The following is an 18514-nucleotide window of genomic DNA, read 5'->3' on the forward strand; positions in this document are numbered from 1 at the left end:
AATGTTTATAGGAAATCAGAGTAGCAATAAGGTAGAAAGAGCTATCAGCGAAATCAGGCGCGGCCGGCCAATTGTAATATATGATAAAAGTAATTACCTATTGTTCGCTGCTGCTGAGGCTTTAGAAAGAGATTTATTTAATCAATACAAGCTTATATCAAGTAATGTATATGTTACTTTAACTTCAAGTAAGGTAAAATACATATCTCAGAATAAAGAACATAACAGCAAACGTCTGTTGGTGAATAATTTTGATGAACTGCTCCATTTAATAAACTGTTCAAAGGAAGATTGCATAAGAGAGTTGCAATGCTCAAAGACAATAGATGAATGTGCTATTGCCTTGCTTAAGTTCTCAGAATTATTGCCATACGCGTTAGTGGCTGATATGACTTTTGAGAATAACCATGAAATGCGAAATTGGTGCGAGAAAAATGACGTTATTGCACTGGACACGTCATTCATAAATAATTTTCAAGAAAATCAGGATGTATATGAAGTGTGCAAAACATCATTATTTTTAAAACAGACTCAAGAAGTAAATATCATATCTTATAGAACAGAAAGTGGTGGAAGAGAACATCATGCAATTATCATTGGCAATCCAGATAAAGATGGCGAACCATTAGTAAGAATTCATTCTTCGTGCTATACGGGTGACTTGTTAGATAGCTTATCATGCGATTGCAGAAGTCAGTTACATCAAGCAATTCAAATGATAGCTGACTCTGGAAGTGGTATTATATTGTATTTGATGCAAGATGGAAGAGGCATTGGTTTAACTAATAAGTTAAGAGCTTACAGTGTGCAAAGAGGACATAATCTTGATACTGTTGATGCAAACAGAATATTAGGTTTTGAAGATGATGAAAGGAGTTTTGCTGTTGCAGCTAAAATGCTTAATAAATTGAACATTAACAAAATCCAATTACTTACAAACAATGATAGGAAATTGTCAGAATTGGAAAGTAGTGGTATAGGAGTTACAAAGTGTCTACCACTTATTGTGGAACGTAATAAATATAACGATTCATATATGGAGACAAAGTTTGGTAAGCTAGGCCATAGATTAAGAGTTTTTTAGCTTTTTTGTTGTAACTACTTTGTTAATTTGCTATGTTTATTAACATAAGTTAAGATTTTTAGGAATACTAAAATGCTAAGATTTTTTAAGCGAGAAAAAAATACTGAATCCTTAGATAAGGATATAGATTGGAATTCAAACCGCTACAGCACAGTTATTGCTCAAAGGAATATTCTACTTTTATTTGCATTAATATTATTAGCAACGATCTCTATCAGCATATTAGTCATATTTAAAATTAGCACAAGTAGCACTATTGAGCCATTTGTTATAGAAATTGACAAGAAATCAGGAATAGTGCAATTGGTTGATCCTGTCACAGTAAAACAATATTCTGCAAATGAAGCGCTAAACGTTTATTTTATTTCAGAGTATATAAAAGCAAGGGAGGTTTTTGATCCATATCATTATAATTATAACTATTATACAAAGGTGAGGTTGTTTTCCTCACCTAATGTGTATAATGAATTTAGAAATTATGTAGGATCACAGAATATGGATGATCTTTTTAATTTGTACTCAGATACCAAAAGTGAATTTAAAATTCGCTCAATTCAAAAATTGGGTAACGATGCTCTTCAGGTGAGGTTTTTTGTGGAATTTATACGGAAAGATGGAAGTTCCACAAGAAAAAATAAGATAGTTATTATGTCATATAGATATGCATCGCTTGAAATGGATGATCAGCAAAGATATATTAACCCATTAGGATTTCAAGTTATTTCATATAGAGTAGATGATGAATATGTATAGGATATTATTAGTTTTAGCTTTACTTGTAAGTGGCAATTTAAACGCATCCATTAATTATAATGAGCCTATTTCTGTAGATAGTAGAATAAAGACTTTTGTGTATAGCCCTAATGAAGTATTTACGGTGGTTTTTAGTCAGGGTTACTATTCTTATATTGAATTTGCGGAAGGAGAAAAAGTTAAAAATATCGCTGTTGGTGATGCATCAAGTTGGAAAATTAATCCTTATGACAATAAATTGCTTATCATGCCATTTGAAGTTAGTAGTCGCACTAACATGATTATTACAACAACTAAAAAAAGAAATTACATTTTTGATTTAATCTCAAGGCCAAACTACGATAAATACTCAGATACTGATGCTAAGAAAGTGGGTCACGATTATTCTGCTGAAAAGGATATATCTTACGTAGTACGTTTTTATTATCCTCAAGAAGAAGGTGAATTTGATCTTGATTTAGATGAGGTTTCTTTACCTACTCAAATGCAATATACTACAGACAAGCCAGAAAAAATAATACAAGAAAATGATACGAAGTACAATTATACATATATTGATGAAGGTGGTAATGCGGATATAGTTCCGATTGAGCTATTTGATGATGGTTATTTAACCTATTTAAAATTTAGAAATAATAATAAAATACCTCAGATTTTTGTAGAAGAGGAGGATAAACCTTGTAAAAGGCTGTTATTTGATGATTATGTTATAATAAAAGGAGTACATAAAAAGCTATTTATGCGTTATGAAGATGGTGAAGTTGAAATTATAAATAGGTCACTTAAAGAGGGTTCAGATTAGCTGTGGTATATGCAATATGAATAAAGAAAGGCGTAACAATTCAGAAGATGAATCAGAAATAGAGAACAAGGTAGTAACAGTTGGCTCTAATCAAGTTCATAGGGCATTGATGGTCATTATTTTAGTGCTTCTGGTTGGTGGAGTGTATTATCTCTATTTTAGTCCTTCTCATAAAGAGGGTTCAGAAGTTATTAAAAAAGAGGAAACAAAGCAAAATGTTCAAGAATTGAAGGGAAAGTTGGAACAAGTTCCAGATAATGTAATGGTTCCTGAAAGAATAATAACTGATCCCTTACCACCCTTACCTCCTCTTCCTACACCACCAATCATACCAGAAATAAAACAAATTAGAAAAGAAGAAGAGAAACCAAAAGAAACTCCTGTGTCAAATATACCTATTTTGCCAAAGCAAAATTTTCCTTCTAGTAATGTTATGGGCAATTTACCTACCTCGTTTCCTACAATAGGGGGTAGCGGTTATCCTAGAGACAGACGTAGTGCACAAATGTTAACAATTTCAAGTGATGGTGGAGAGAATAAGGCTGCTGATGCTATTTTATCTGACACTTCAGCACAATCGAGCAAAGCTACCAGAGTAGGAAAGCTTGGTTTAATGGTTACTCAAGGTAAAATTATTGATGCTGTTCTTGAAACTGCAATAAACTCTGATCTGCAAGGAATGCTGCGTGCTATGGTGAGTAGAGATGTTTATGCAGAAACTGGTGATACAGTTTTAATACCTAAAGGCTCAAGATTGATAGGCAGTTATTCATTTGACTCGAATGTCGCAAGAGCTCGTGTAAATATAAACTGGAGTAGGGTCATTCTTCCTCATGGAATAGATATTGCTATTTCATCACTTGGTACGGATGAACTTGGCAGAGCAGGAATAGCTGGAATAGTTGATAATAAAATAGTAAGTGCATTATTCTCTTCAGTGGCACTTGCTGGTGTTTCAATTGGTTCGGCTGTTATAGGGCAAAAGGCCTCTAATCTTATTGATACGCTAACTGCTATGGATGCGGTGAGATCCATCACTGCAACTGAAATAGATATCTCTTCTCTCAAAGGGGCTATTGTTGAGAGATTGGAGGATGCTATAAAAACTGAAGTTGGGAGGGTAGGAGACGAAAAATGGAAATTGGGTCTTAGGGCTATTGAAAAAATTCGGAATGCTAAAAGTGATCAGGATTTACTGAGAATAATAAAGGAAGAAATAGTAAGTGTGATAAAAAGTTCTGGAGCTAGTGGAGTTGATGCAATTACTAGTGACAATATCGGTATAACTTTAGACGATGTACGTCAACTGTTGAGGCAAACTCAGAAAAGAAGCAAGTCTGTTTATGATAAAGCAATCGGGAAATCAATCGAGGATTTTTCTAAAGATATGCGGGATATAGTAGGCAGATACACAGATAAAAAACCAACTATTTATGTTGATCAAGGCACCGCGTTGAAAGTATTTGTTAACCAAGATATAGTATTTCCTCCACAGGCAATATTAAATCAATGAAATGAATTATGCTGCACTTGATACATATTTGGAGCCATTACAAGGCATATTTCAAGAAGAAGGCGTAAATGAAATATCAATAAATAAGCCAAAGGAAGTATGGATTGAAAATCGCGGTGAAATAAGGTGTGAAAAATTAGAAGTATTCGATCTTAACCATTTGAAATCTCTTGGCAGACTGATTGCTCAAGCTACAGAACAAAAACTTAGCGAAGAAGCACCTTTACTTTCGGCAACATTACCAAATGGTTATCGTATACAGATAGTATTTCCACCAGCATGTGAACCTGATAAAGTAGTCATGTCGATTCGTAAGCCTTCTAGCATGCAATTAGCACTCGATGATTACGAAAAAATGGGGGCTTTTTCTGAAACTGTTACAGAAGCAACTGATAATCCAGTTGACCGTCATTTGGATTTACTGTTAAGGCAAAAAAAAATAAAAGAGTTTTTAGAATACGCTGTAATAAGTAAGAAAAATATTATAATTAGCGGTGGAACTTCCACTGGTAAGACTACTTTTACTAATGCTACTTTGCGTGCTATTCCAACTGAGGAAAGAATTATTACTGTTGAGGATGCAAGGGAAATCGTTTTGAACGATCATCCAAATAGAGTGCATCTGATTGCCTCCAAAGGAGGGCAGGGCAGAGCAAAAGTAACCACTCAAGATTTGATAGAGGCGTGCTTACGTTTAAGGCCAGACAGAATAATAGTTGGTGAGCTCCGTGGAGCGGAAGCTTTTAGTTTTCTTAGGGCGATAAATACTGGTCACCCTGGATCAATATCAACCCTTCATGCGGATAGTCCAACAATGGCCCTTGAGCAAATAAAATTGATGGTTATGCAGGCAAATCTTGGCATTCCTCCAGACCAAATTATACCATACATTAGAAATGTGATTGATATTGTTATTCAGCTAAAAAGAACCGGTGGGGGCAAAAGAAGCATTTCTGAGATATTATTTACTAGATCTGCAAGCGAAAATGCTTAAATTTATACATAAGTTAAAAAAGAGTAGTTTATGAGTAATGGAAATCACCTACGTAATATTCTCATAGGAGGTGTAGTAGCTTTTAGCGTACTTGAGTTTTGCTTCTATCTATCTGGTATATTGTTCTTTCTATTAGTTGACGGTCCGGATGCTGTGGATTTTAAGGCAATTAATCCTAGTTTGACGCCTTTCCCTCAAGCTCTTTGGCCAACGATTTTTGATCATATACAATATTGTTGGCACCACCCAGAGTTATATAGCCTTGAGCTCAAATTAAAATTAATTCTATCTTCTACAATGCCTATTGTTGTTTTAATGATTATCTTATGGAATTTAAGAGAAAGGATAATTGAGTGGCGACCATTTAAAAAGAAAGAATCACTTCATGGAGACTCGCAGTGGGCATCAGAGAAAGACATACGAAAAGCAGGATTAAGAAGCAAAAAGGGATTATTGCTTGGTAAAGATAAAAGAGGATACTTTATTGCTGATGGGTTTCAGCATGCATTGTTATTTGCACCTACAGGTTCTGGTAAGGGTGTTGGCTTTGTAATTCCTAATTTATTATTTTGGACTGACTCGGTAATTGTACACGACATAAAATTAGAAAACTATGAAATAACAAGTGGTTGGCGAGAACGACAAGGACAAAAAGTATACGTATGGAATCCAGCGCAGCCAGATGGAATAAGTCACTGTTACAATCCATTACAATGGATTAGTAAAAAACCTGGGCAGATGGTTGACGATGTGCAAAAAATAGCTAACCTCATCATGCCTGAACAAGACTTTTGGCAAAATGAAGCAAGAAGCTTATTTGTTGGAGTGGTATTATACTTACTTGCTGCACCAGAGAAAGTTAAATCTTTTGGTGAAGTTGTGCGTACGATGCGTAGTGATGACGTAGTTTATAATCTTGCTGTTGCTCTTGATACAATGGGTAAAATACTACACCCTGTAGCATATATGAATATTGCAGCTTTTTTACAAAAAGCTGATAAAGAAAGGTCGGGTGTTGTATCAACTATGAACTCATCGCTTGAATTGTGGGCAAACCCATTGATTGATACTGCAACTGCGTCAAGTGATTTTAATATTTTAGATTTTAAAAAGAAGAAAACTACAGTTTATGTTGGTTTAACTCCTGACAACTTGACTAGGCTCAGGCCTTTAATGCAGGTTTTTTACCAACAGGCAACTGAGTTTTTATGTAGAAAATTGCCATCGGATGACGAGCCTTATGGCGTATTGTTTTTAATGGATGAGTTTCCTACACTTGGAAAAATGGAGCAATTTCAAACAGGTATTGCATATTTTCGTGGTTATCGAGTTAGGTTATTCTTAATTGTTCAAGATACTGAGCAGCTCAAAGGAATATACGAAGAAGCAGGAATGAACTCCTTTTTGTCAAACTCGACTTACAGAATAACTTTTGCAGCCAATAATATTGAAACAGCTAATTTAATATCGCAACTTATAGGAAACAAAACTGTACAACAAGAATCGTTGAATAAGCCTAAATTTTTAGATTTAAATCCTGCTTCAAGGTCGTTGCATATCTCTGAAACACAGAGGGCATTGCTATTGCCTCAAGAAGTTATTATGTTGCCACGCGACGATCAGATAATTTTAATAGAGTCAACTTACCCAATTAAATCAAAGAAAATTTTGTACTATAGTGATAGCACCTTCACAAAAAGACTGCTCAAGCAAACTCGTGTGCCTACACAAGAACCATATGACCCAAACAAAGTTCTTTCTGCTGCTGCGAGCAAAGATAAGGTTAATAACGAGGGGAATAATGCTCTTGAGGGGCCTAGCGCTGCTGATTATCCTGCTGAAACTAAAACAGAGGATGCAGTGTATGATGAATCAGATGAATTTGCAGACGAAGATATTGATGATGAAGATATTGACGATAAGTTTGAAGATGATGATGACGGGTTTGATGACGAGAGGAGCGATGATGGGTTTGATGACGAAGACGAGGAGGATGAATTTGAAGATGAGGATATTGACGATAAATTAAAAAATGATCAAAAATAAAGGTTAACTTTGCCTATTTTTAGCTCAGAAAAGTGCAAGTTATGCAAATAATTAGGTTTTTCATATTAAGCCATTTTTAATTAATTAGTATTAGATTAGCTATTTTAACTAGGGGAGTAGTAATGATTAGTAAAAAAACATTAGCGGTTACAGCACTTGCTTTGCTGTTGTCACAACAATCTTTTGCAAGTGAAACAGAAGGGTTTTACTTTGGCAGTGGGTATTACGGTCAATATTTAAATTACATGGGTGAGTTGAAAGCAAAAATTGGAGATACTGCTGCTACAGCTGACAATAATGTATCTGTAAATGACAGGAGTGCTCAGAATACAGAAGGTCAATCACTAAGTAAGTATAAAGGAGATTATAATCCACCTTTTGCTGCAAATGTGGCACTTGGTTATACAGGGGAATTGAATGGCAATAGCTACAGAGCTGAATTGGAAGGAATGTATTCTTCTGTAAAAGTGGATAATATTGGTTTAGCAAGCAGCCAGATAACAATATCCTACATAAAGGATAAAGCTAACCCAGAAGAGAGATATGGAGCAATAGTCAATCATGACCAGATAGAAAACGCGTCTTTAATGGCAAATGTTTATCATCATTGGAAAAGTGACCGTTTCTCTTTTTCTCCTTACGTTGGTATTGGAGTCGGTGCAACAAGAATGAAAATGTTTGAAAAATCGTCAATAAGACCCGCAGGTCAATTAAAAGCTGGCCTTGATTATCGCATAAACGAAGATGTAAATATGCATATTGGATATAGAGGTTTTGGTGCTATTGGTAGCAGTGAGTTCAAACTAGAAACCTCAAAGTGGGATCCCAATTTTAATAATGGCGTAGGTAAGCCAACAGGTAAAATGGTTGAACAAACAGGTGATAATCAAGTATCTACTACCATACAGAATGGCTTTTTTCATACACACGGCATAGAGGCTGGCCTTACTTTCCACTTTGCCAGCAAAGCTTAAACATGTTGCCCTTTTAAAAAATGCATAAAACCGTTCCTGTCATCCTATGGCTTGACCATAGGATCTAGTTAAATATAGATCCCAGTGTCACGCACTGGGATGACGAGGAGAGGGTACTGGGATGACGAGGTAGAGGGTACTGGAATGACATAGGATAATATGGGATGAAGGAGATAATACAAGAAAACATTAGCTATGTTTTTTGCACAACAATGCACCTCTTCATTCCTGCCAAATCATGTACATATTCCTGAAAAGCTAATTTGTATGAGGGTATTATTTTGTCAATATCATTTTGATCTTCACCTATCTCCAATATCGCAAACCCATTTTTTTTAAGACACCTCCTTAATATTGAAAAAATACTCAAGTAACAGTTTAAACCATCAATTCCACCATCAAGAGCAATTCTTGGTTCCTTTTGCACTTCGGCTTGCAGGTCTTTCAATTTGCTTCTTTTAATATATGGAGGATTACTGATTATAAGATCGAATGAACCTCTGCACTCTGTCCATGAGCTTGGAAATATTTTGGCTCTGCTGAGAAGATTATGTTTCTTTGTGTTCTGATAGGCAACTTTGTATGCTTCCAAGCTTTTTTCAAAACCGATCCCAACGGCATTTTCATACTCACTAAGTACGGATATCAATAAACAACCTGTGCCTGTACCAAAATCTGCAATTTTTAGTCTCTGCTTTTTATTTGGGTAATATTTTAACACTGCTAGGATTATTGTTTCACTATCCGGTCTTGGATCCAAAACATGCTGGTTAACTATAAAATTTTTACTCCAGAATTCACGATTACCTATTATTTGCGATATTGGATATCTTTCCGCTCTTTTTTTTGTTAATTTCCAAAATAAAAGTTCTTTCTCCATCGGCACTTGATCAGCATGGTTCATAATTATGAATGATCTTTCCACTCCAAGTACGTGCTGCATGATGATTTCACAATCTAAATGTGGTGATTCAACTTTATGTGACGATAATAACTCCGATCCTTCTTGAATTAAAGTGCTGATTGTTTTCATTATTCTAAAAATGTGTTCCTTTCAGCCAAGAATAGCAATTCCAATTTAGGGTAGCTGCACTAAATCCAAGTGTCAAGCATGGGTTCTTGCATAACCTAAACAGAAAAAAGATACAAGGTATTATTTTAGATATAAGCTATAAATATTTAAGAAATTTACCAAATGAAAAAAAAGGCAAAAGAAGCCCCGTGGTTGGCTAATTACTTACATTATACTTTCAAGTATGGCGTTTTTTAAGTCTTAAACACTGCAATTTAGCTGCTTTTAAATGCAACTCACCTTAGTTTAAATGTTTAAGAAACTTACTAAGCAGAAAAAAAGGCAAAAGAAATCCCGTGTTAGCTAGTTGTCACTCTCTAATCCTGCAAATTGGCGTACTATACTGTCTTAAACGACTTATAAGCGCGTTTCAGCTTATATAGGTAAAAACCCAGAAATGTTGTGAAGACATAAGGTGCACATAGTGCAAAAAATTAAAAATAAGACGCCAACTACGTTGTTTTCTTGCTGTTTAATCTGCACAGATGAAGATAACTGAATACCTTCAGTTTCATGATAAGGGGGTTGGCGGAGTTTGTCAAGGAAGTTTTTTCGTTTCTATTCCCAATAAAAGTTTGTATGCAATAACACAGAAGCATATGCTGCTATTCCTTCATTTCTTCCAAGAGAACCTAATTTTTCTGCAGTGGTTGCTTTGACATTTACGAATTCATCATCAATCTCTAATGCTTTTGATATGAATTTCTTCATTTCTACTTTGTAAGGCGATATTTTAGGCTCCTCACAAACTATAGTAATATCTAAATTAGACACGCTGTACCCTTTTTCCTTTGCTTTTTTAGCAGCAAAGTCAAGAAAGTGAGATGAATTGCAATCTTTCCATTCAGAGGAACTAGGAGGAAAGTGCTCTCCTATGTCGCCACATCCCAGTGCTCCGAGTATTGCATCAACGATTGCATGTATTGCAACATCACCATCAGAGTGCGCTTCTATTGCCATGTTGTGTTCAATTTTCACACCGCAAATTTTTATAAAGCTCTCAGCACCATTTTGAACTTTAATGAACTTATGTATATCATAACCAGTTCCGACACGAAATTTTGGCTCTTCAAAGAGAAGCTTTGCCATATTGATATCCTCTTTTGTGGTTAACTTAAAATTGCTTTTCTCACCTTTAATAATCGCAACATGTTTTTTGTGCTCTACCATTAGTGATGAATCGTCAGTAAATTCTTTGTCTGATTGATGGCACGATAATAATTCTTTGAAATTAAAAATTTGAGGAGTTTGTATGGCTCTGAGTTTTCCTCTTGAAATCGTAGATTCAACGAAATTATTACCCACCAATGACATAGTGTCTTCGACTTCTATTGCTGGTACTACTCCTGTATATTGATCATTAATCATGGACTGAGCCAAGTTATCTATCAGAACATCTGACACAAAAGGCCTACAAGCATCGTGTATAACTACAAAATCTGGGTTAATTTTTTGTAAGCTTTCAAGCCCTAGTTTAACTGAATTTTGCCTGTTTTCTCCTCCATATATTGGACTTAGTAATTTAGTATCTACACCTCCTGTCATCCAAGTAGCTTGACTACTTGGATCCATACTTTCTTTTTTTCTAGATTCCAGCGTCACGCGCTGGAAGGAGTGTACTGCTGATTTTTCACTTAAATAATGGTTGGATAAGAGATCCATTGCTTCCCTATAAAAACTTTCATGGTCTCTATTAATTGCTATTCTTATGTAATCTATATATTGGTTAGCCAGAAATCTTTTAATTGCATGAAATAAAACAGATTTACCTGCAAGTTTTGTATACTGCTTAGGAATTGTGTTACTGCATCTACTGCCTACTCCTGCTGCAACTATTAATGCTGCTATTTTGTATTTCTTAAGTCTGTTAGTGTGCATATTTATCATTTTCAGCGTAAGTGTATAGTAACAAGTTATTTACAGTTTTAAAAAAAGAGTGTATTATCTTATAAGATATAATACGATGCTAGAATGCACATTACTAAGTGTAATAAAGAAAATGAGATACACCTTATATTCTTTCATGGAATAGGGGATAATCATAAAAATGCTCAACAATGCTTACAGCATTTATGTGGCAGAAATAGGCTAAAAGCTATTGCTCATACACATAAATATTCGGCTATATTCCAAAACTACATAACTTATGCTGCAGTTAGCTTTTTGTTCCTCGTGGCATCTGTATCAGCGCCCATTGCAATATTACTACTTATAAGCCCCATAACAGCTGGAGTAGTTGGTTTAGCAAGCTTAGCTGCTCTAACTTGCATTTTTTTATCCGTAATGCTTATTATTATTCCCTTTATAAATAGAGATCAAAGTTTGCTTAAGCCCTCGATAGAAGAAATCAATGAATTAATGGACAAGGGTGTGAGGCCTGAAAACATTATACTTTTTGGCCATTCCTTTGGAGGAGCAGTTGCATCGGCAGTTTTGAAGCACTTTGCAGACAAAAACGTTAAACTTGGAAGTGTTATTTTTACTAGCACTTTCAGCTCTTTTCATACAGCAATAGGGCATTTTCCGATCCCTCAAGCAAAAATTTTAAGTATGTTGCCCTCATCCATTTTTAAAAAATTGCTAAAGACTTTAGATCTAGATTTTGATTTAGTGAACGATATACGAAAGTTGCGAGATGAGGGAAAATTGAATATGCCAATAATAGTTATTAATAGCAAAAGAGATTACTTAATACCACAACCTGCACAATTGGCGCACGCAATAGAAAATGATGTATTGCTACGTGGAAAATTGATCAAGATTGTTAATTCGAAAAGGTATGAAGATGATCCACATAACGGAGTTTTATCTAGTTGGGAATTGGGTGAAAATTTGATTGACCTAATACTTAATAAAATTGATAAAACAATGAATAGATAGTATTTACAATAAACTGTATATTTTTCAGTAAATTGACTATGCTAAACGAATGCAAAAACGTCATATAACTATTTGTTTTATACTGCTTTTTATAATAGGGATGTTATTCCTGATGCGTCCTATGATTTTTCCATGTTTAATGTCTATTGTTATTGCATATTTGTTTAATCCGCTAGTAGTCAAGTTTGAAAAGTATAGAATACCGCGTTCATGTTCTGTAATTTTTATAATACTTGTTTTATTAATAGCTTTTATAATAGTTATAACATTTGTTTTACCTATTATATATGTTCAAATTACTTCAATATTAAATTTCTTAGTGAGTAAAGTGCCTTCATTAAAACTTAAAGTAATCCCCTCTGTATTAGAATTTCTTAATATAAAAATCGAGGATAGCTTATTTGATCACTTATCTAAAAATCTAGCAGAAAATTACAGCGACTATGTATCTTATTTCATAAATGCTCTTGATATTGCTAGTAACTTTATAATCCAAGTGTTAAGTTCAAGCTTTAGCTTGATTCACACGGTATCATTAATGGTGATTACTCCTGTAGTGTTTTTCTATATATTACGTGATTGGCCTTTAATTATAGAAAAAGCTAATAAATTAATTCCTGTTTCTTATAGAGAAAAAGTTGCAAATTATTTTTCCAAAGTGGATTTCATCATATCTAATTATCTAAAGGGGCAGGTAAATGTATGTATTGTCATGATGGTCTTTTACTCTGTGAGCCTGAGCATAATCGGATTGAAACACTCTATTGTTATTGGAATTTTATCAGGAATATTAACGTTCATACCTTACATAGGACCATTATTATATACCATTATTGGGTTTTTGAGCGCTATTACTCAATTTAGTGAATGGTTTGAAAGTGCTGCCGTTTTGCTATTATTTGGTGTTGGACAATTAATAGATTCAAACATATTAGTTCCTTTATTAATAGGAAAAAAAGTTCATATACATCCAACTGTAATTATTCTGGGAATTACTATATGCGCTTCATATTTTGGATTTACAGGTATATTACTTTTTATTCCAATAATAGCAATGTTCAATGTATCAGTAGAATATGCAATCAATAAATATTTTAAAAGTGAGCTTTATAAAAACGGCTAACAGACCTTTTGCATAATCAATTTATGGTAAGAGGAGAAATGAGCCCAGAATACCTGAGATATTTGAGGAGCGTAAGTAAATTTCTGCGCAAAAATTACTACCAGAAAGAGGTTACGTAAGAGGTTTAATGTGCAATTAAATTTATTTAACAACAATCAAGCTGATTATAGTCGGCAAAATTACATCATCTTAGATGAAAATAAGCACATATATAATTCAGTAATTGAGGATTTATCTTGGAAATCTCTCATTCTTTTTGGACCTAAAAGCTCTGGTAAAACTCATCTTGCTCATATTTGGCAGTCAATAAACGATGCAATTTTTATCAATGTGAATAACTTTGTAAGCGAGATTAGGTATAGCGATGCTTTTATTTTAGAAGACGTACAAAACATTAAAGATGAAGAAATGTTATTACATTGTTACAATTACATGAAAGAAAATGATAAGAAGCTGCTAATCACTTCTTCAATTTCGCCAAAAAAACTTAACTTCAAACTAAGAGATTTAAGTTCTCGAATATTATCAACTATCAGCGTAAAAATTTTGCCTGCAAGCGAAGAATTATTAAGAATCATGCTAATAAAACGATTTTCAGATAAACAGTTAAAAATTGATTTAAAAGTGATTAATTATATTTTAGCAAGAATAGAACGTTCTTTCTATAGCATTGATAAAATTATAGAGAAGATAGATAATGAATCTATAGGGTCAAATGTGACCGTTCCTTTTATTAGCACTTTATTTAAAAAAGATGCCATTTGATTTCTTCTTTTGTAAAGTACTCATTGTATATATTAAAAATTTATTAACACCCATAACACTAACGTAATTGAAATCTCTATCTGTCCATGTTAGAATTATAATAAATATAGATAGATACAGCTAAGAAGTATTCTATATTTATAGTAGAGCTCACTTTATAAGGTGTTTTTTATAGATTTGACGTTATAATTTAACTATGATAAGAGTAAGATTAAATTTAAAAAAAAGGTTAAAGCAAGGTTAAAGCAAAGGTTTGTGATGTTCACTCTATTGATAAATGCCTTATTTGTCTCATATTTTCTCATAAGACACATAGGAAACACTTCCAATCAAATTATAGCCAAAGAAATAAATATAGGAGCTGATAATGAAAAATAAACAGTCGCAAAATAAAAAAGAAAATCTTTACATAACATATTACATAGATGCTTTGGCTTCAGAGAGGTCCGCTACACAAAATACTCTGGAAAGTTATCGTTCGGATTTACACCAGTTTGAAGAATTTTTATTAGAAAGCGGCACTACCTTGGTTGGCGTAAACAAAACCAATATTAAAGATTATGTGAAATATCTATGTACACAAAAAAAATATAAAAGTAGCTCTATATCAAGAAAAATATCCGCTATGAAAAATTTCTATAAGTGTCTATTTAATGACGGAATAATAGATTTTAATCCAGCACCGGCTAATGATGCTGAATTAAAGAATCCAAAAGTTTCTCGTCCTTTGCCTAAGTATTTAAGTGTCGAAGAAATATTTTTGCTAATGGACGCAGTGAGAAAATCAGCAAGCGAATCGAATAAAGAGATAAGCAGTAAAAGGCTATGTGCGATTTTAGATATCCTTTACTCTTCTGGAATGCGTGTTTCTGAACTAATTGATATGAAGTTATGTGAAGTGTCACATTTAATAAACAGTAATAACAAAGAATGCTATATAATAATAAAAGGAAAAAGTGGTAGAGAGAGGCAAATTCTTTTTAATGAACAAGCATTGCAGAGCCTTAGAAATTATTTATCAGTTCGTGACAATCTGATCCCTAACGAAAAGGAATCCGATTGGCTATTCCCAGGTGATAAACCTAATAAACCAATTACAAGGCAGAGGGTCGGTCAATTAATGAAGGAGTTAGCAAGAAAATGCAATATTGATGAAAATAAGATCTCTCCACACGTGATTAGGCATTCTTTTGCTACCCATCTACTGGATAGCGGAGCAAATATTGTGTTGATACAGAAAGTTCTTGGCCATACTAACCTTTCTACAACACAAATATATACTCATATTGCTAACGAAAAGTTAAAGGACAAATTAGCTGATTCGCATCCTATTACTCAGATGATCAATAATTAAACTTATTGCTTTTAATTTGTAGTAAAGTTAAATTCAAATAAGTTTATGTGAGTTTGTGATTTCAAGTTTATTGTTTAATTTCTTCCTTATATTATGGGAAGTATTCTATACTTTAATTGCTCTCCCTGTAATTTTCTTTCCTGAGTATGTAATAACCATTTTCCTCGTCTGTTCGGTGAGAGTTGTATTATTCATGCTGCGTTTATTATGTGGCATTAAATATGAAGTGAGGGGAATGGAAAACATTCCTAAGCAACCTTTTATCATTGCATCTAAACACCAATCTCCATTTGAAACATTTATTTTTATACTACTATTTAGAAAAGCGGTTTTTATTTTAAAACGTGAATTGAAATGGATTCCATTCATTGGTTTACATCTTATAGCGCTGAAAATGATTTTTATTAACCGTTCAGATGGTATCAGTTCTATACGCCATATAATTAAACTAGCAAAAATGCGTATAAAAGAAAATAGAAGCATAATAATATTTCCTGAAGGTACAAGAACGACTATAAACCAAAATATAAAATATCAACCAGGTATTGCTGCTTTATATAGCGTATTATCTGTTCCTGTGTTACCGGTTGCTTTAAACACTGGTTTGTTTTGGCCAAAAAGCATACTTTCTCTGAGAAAGAATCCCGGAAAGGCAGTAATAGAAATATTGCCCCCAATATATCCTGGGTTAAACAAAAATGAATTCTTGCAAAGTTTAGAAAAAATTATTGAAGAGAGAAGCAGTAGATTAACCATAGAAAAAACTGATATTGCAAATTAACAAAAAAACTTTATAATTAAAAAAAAAGTACAGTATTTTAGGTATTAATATATGGCAAATCATAAGAGTGCTAAAAAAATGATAAAGGTAATAGCAAAGCGCACTTTAATAAATAAGATGCGGAAAAGTAAAACTCGCACCGCTATTAGAAAATTGGTTGATATAATCAAGTCTGGCGACAAAGAAAATGTTGTTCTGGCATTTCGGAATGCTGAATCTAATTTACACAAGTGTGTGAATAAAGGTGTTATTCATAGGAATACTGCTGCGCGTAAAATAAGTCGCTTAAATGCAAAAGTAAAAGCATTGATGACCGCTTAATACGGTTAATGTAAAGTTAACTGTATTAATATATACTCTTCAGTTTGTATATTCTGTATAAAATTTAAGTAGCTTAAGTGATGGATAAAAAAGTGCTATTAGAACTAAGTAATGGATTAAAAATTGAGCTACCCATATTAAGTGGAACAATAGGTCCTGACGTGTTAAATATCAAGGATTTATATAAGACGACAGGATTATTCACTTATGATCCGGGGTTTGTTTCCACAGCTTCATGTTCTTCTTCGATTACATTTATTGATGGAGATGAAGGAGTTCTTAAATATAGGGGACATGATATAGCTGATTTGGCAGAGAATAATAGTTTTACTGCTGTGATTTATTTATTACTCTATGGTGAACTACCCAGTTCAGAGCAACACAAAAAATTTCTTCTCAAAATACAAGAATCATCCAAAGTATCAGAGCAAGTTACAAATGTAATCAAAGCATTTCCAAAAACTGCTCACCCTATGTCGATTTTAGTTGCATGTTTTGCAAATTTGTCAGCATCTTACCATGAAACACATGGCAACAATGTCAATGGTGAAGATTTAGATTTTGGAATTTCTGCAATAGCACAAGTTCCTGCAATTGTTGCAATGATTTATAGGCATATCAACAATCAGGAATTCATAAATGCTAACAATGAATTAAGTTACAGTGAAAATTTCTTAAAGATGATATTTGGCGATGCTGTTGATAATGATAAAAGCGCCCTTTTTGCAAAAGCTCTGGATAAAATATTTACTCTCCATGCTGATCATGAACAGAATGCTTCTACGGCGGCTGTCAGATTGGTGGGATCGGCTGGCTCTAATCTGTTTGCAAGCCTCTCTGCAGGAGTTGCTACACTTTGGGGACCAGCACATGGTGGAGCTAATGAAGCAGTTATAAATATGCTAAAAGAGATAGAGCAAAGTGAAGATATAGATAAATTCATCGAAAAAGCTAAAGATGATAAAGATCCATTTAAATTGATGGGATTTGGACATCGTGTTTATAAAAATTATGATCCGCGCGCGCGGATATTGAAAGACGCTTGTCATGAGGTTCTAAGTAAACTAGAACAAAATAATGAATTGCTCAAAATTGCAAAAAAACTTGAAGAAATAGCTTTAAAGGATGAATATTTTATCGTGCGTAAGTTATATCCAAATGTTGATTTTTACTCAGGTATAATAATGAATGCTATCGATATTCCCTCAAATATGTTCACGCCTATTTTTGCACTTGCAAGAACCACTGGTTGGGTTACTCAGTGGTATGAAATGATAAATGATAAAGAAACTAAGATCTGTAGACCAAGGCAACTCTATTTTGGTAAATAAATTTATTTTCACTTCATTAGACTTCTTGTATAACCCAAGCTAAGTAGAAAAAAGGTATAGCTAACACGTCATACCGCCACGAACCGTCATACCGCCGTGGTATCTCTAGATCCCGCTAACAAGTAGCGGGATGACGAATTACTTAACCATCATCTACACCGTCATACCGCCGCGGTATCTCTTAGCCGCTAACAAGTAGCGGGATGACGAGATGCCACCGCGCGAACCGTCATACCGCCGCGGTATCTCTAGATCCCGCTAACAAGCAGCGGGATGACGATTGTCGTTTAGCCACAAATATTAAGAAATTTACCAAATAAAAAAAAAGGCAAAAGAAGCCCCGATTAATATCTATTTAAAAACATTGGCGTTTTTTAAGTCTTAAACACTGCAATTTAGCTGCTTTTAAATACAACTTACCTTAGCTAAAATGTTTAAGGAATTTACTAAGCAGAAAAAAAGGCAAAAGAAACCCCGTGTTAGCTAGTTGTCACTCTCTAATCCTGCAAATTGGCGTACTATACTGTCTTAAACGACTTATAAGCGCGTTTCAGCTTATATAGGTAAAAACCCAGAAATGTTGTGAAGACATAAGGTGCACATAGTGCAAAAAATTAAAAATAAGACGCCAACTACGTTGTTTTCTTGCTGTTTAATCTGCACAGATGAAGATAACTGAATACCTTCAGTTTCATGATAAGGGGGCTGGCGGAGTTTGTCA

At 33.9% G+C, this 18514-nt stretch carries 16 protein-coding genes; 14 read left to right on the forward strand and 2 right to left on the reverse strand.

Translation table 11 applies throughout. The annotated features are described in order from the left end of the window. The first annotated feature begins 1 nt into the window (after position 1). The 7 genes from OOK87_RS02425 (at position 2) to OOK87_RS02455 (ending at position 8166) form a co-directional block, all read left to right on the forward strand. The gene (locus OOK87_RS02425) at positions 2–1084 is read left to right on the forward strand and encodes a GTP cyclohydrolase II (RefSeq protein ID WP_253309361.1); all 1083 of its coding nucleotides are present in this window, start codon (positions 2–4) and stop codon (positions 1082–1084) included. 72 nt (positions 1085–1156) lie between these two features. Then, positions 1157–1837: a VirB8 family type IV secretion system protein gene (locus tag OOK87_RS02430; protein ID WP_253309360.1), complete on the forward strand. Its 681-nt coding sequence runs from the start codon at positions 1157–1159 to the stop codon at positions 1835–1837. After that, a complete protein-coding gene (virB9, locus tag OOK87_RS02435) occupies positions 1824–2639 on the forward strand; it encodes a P-type conjugative transfer protein VirB9 (protein ID WP_264687961.1) in 816 nt (271 codons plus the stop codon). Before OOK87_RS02430 ends, virB9 begins: the two co-directional genes overlap by 14 nt. A gap of 16 nt (positions 2640–2655) precedes the next feature. Beyond that, positions 2656–4152 carry a TraB/TrbI/VirB10 family type IV secretion system protein gene (locus tag OOK87_RS02440; RefSeq protein ID WP_264687962.1) on the forward strand — a complete coding sequence of 499 codons (1497 nt, stop codon included), beginning with the start codon at positions 2656–2658 and terminating at the stop codon, positions 4150–4152. A gap of 1 nt (position 4153) precedes the next feature. After that, a complete protein-coding gene (gene virB11, locus OOK87_RS02445) occupies positions 4154–5146 on the forward strand; it encodes a P-type DNA transfer ATPase VirB11 (protein ID WP_253309358.1) in 993 nt (330 codons plus the stop codon). A 30-nt stretch (positions 5147–5176) separates the two neighbouring features. After that, a complete protein-coding gene (locus OOK87_RS02450) occupies positions 5177–7192 on the forward strand; it encodes a type IV secretory system conjugative DNA transfer family protein (RefSeq protein WP_253309357.1) in 2016 nt (671 codons plus the stop codon). A gap of 122 nt (positions 7193–7314) precedes the next feature. Continuing rightward, complete coding sequence (locus tag OOK87_RS02455; protein ID WP_264687963.1) at positions 7315–8166, forward strand: P44/Msp2 family outer membrane protein; 852 nt, start codon at positions 7315–7317, stop codon at positions 8164–8166. 193 nt (positions 8167–8359) lie between these two features. Here OOK87_RS02455 and prmC read toward each other — a convergent pair whose 3' ends face one another. Both prmC and ispF read right to left on the reverse strand, forming a co-directional pair. Beyond that, a complete protein-coding gene (gene prmC, locus OOK87_RS02460; RefSeq protein WP_253309355.1) occupies positions 8360–9199 on the reverse strand; it encodes a peptide chain release factor N(5)-glutamine methyltransferase in 840 nt (279 codons plus the stop codon). A 597-nt stretch (positions 9200–9796) separates the two neighbouring features. After that, the gene (gene ispF, locus OOK87_RS02465) at positions 9797–11125 is read right to left on the reverse strand and encodes a 2-C-methyl-D-erythritol 2,4-cyclodiphosphate synthase (protein ID WP_253309354.1); all 1329 of its coding nucleotides are present in this window, start codon (positions 11123–11125) and stop codon (positions 9797–9799) included. Positions 11126–11209: 84 nt separating this feature from the next. Between ispF and OOK87_RS02470 the strand changes: the two genes are divergently transcribed. The 7 genes from OOK87_RS02470 (at position 11210) to OOK87_RS02500 (ending at position 17793) form a co-directional block, all read left to right on the forward strand. Next, complete coding sequence (locus OOK87_RS02470; protein WP_264687964.1) at positions 11210–12118, forward strand: PGAP1-like alpha/beta domain-containing protein; 909 nt, start codon at positions 11210–11212, stop codon at positions 12116–12118. A 49-nt stretch (positions 12119–12167) separates the two neighbouring features. Continuing rightward, complete coding sequence (locus OOK87_RS02475) at positions 12168–13241, forward strand: AI-2E family transporter (protein WP_264687965.1); 1074 nt, start codon at positions 12168–12170, stop codon at positions 13239–13241. A gap of 129 nt (positions 13242–13370) precedes the next feature. Continuing rightward, positions 13371–14006: a DnaA ATPase domain-containing protein gene (locus OOK87_RS02480; RefSeq protein ID WP_253309351.1), complete on the forward strand. Its 636-nt coding sequence runs from the start codon at positions 13371–13373 to the stop codon at positions 14004–14006. A gap of 367 nt (positions 14007–14373) precedes the next feature. Continuing rightward, positions 14374–15360: a tyrosine recombinase gene (locus OOK87_RS02485; RefSeq protein ID WP_253309350.1), complete on the forward strand. Its 987-nt coding sequence runs from the start codon at positions 14374–14376 to the stop codon at positions 15358–15360. 55 nt (positions 15361–15415) lie between these two features. Continuing rightward, positions 15416–16141 carry a lysophospholipid acyltransferase family protein gene (locus OOK87_RS02490; RefSeq protein ID WP_319604560.1) on the forward strand — a complete coding sequence of 242 codons (726 nt, stop codon included), beginning with the start codon at positions 15416–15418 and terminating at the stop codon, positions 16139–16141. 51 nt (positions 16142–16192) lie between these two features. Further along, positions 16193–16462, forward strand: coding sequence for a 30S ribosomal protein S20 (rpsT, locus tag OOK87_RS02495; protein ID WP_006279236.1), 270 nt, complete (start codon positions 16193–16195; stop codon positions 16460–16462). An 80-nt stretch (positions 16463–16542) separates the two neighbouring features. Then, positions 16543–17793, forward strand: coding sequence for a citrate synthase (locus OOK87_RS02500; protein WP_253309349.1), 1251 nt, complete (start codon positions 16543–16545; stop codon positions 17791–17793). The last annotated feature ends 721 nt before the right edge of the window (positions 17794–18514 follow it).

Source organism: Wolbachia endosymbiont (group A) of Sympetrum striolatum, from assembly GCF_947250715.1.
GTDB lineage: Bacteria > Pseudomonadota > Alphaproteobacteria > Rickettsiales > Anaplasmataceae > Wolbachia.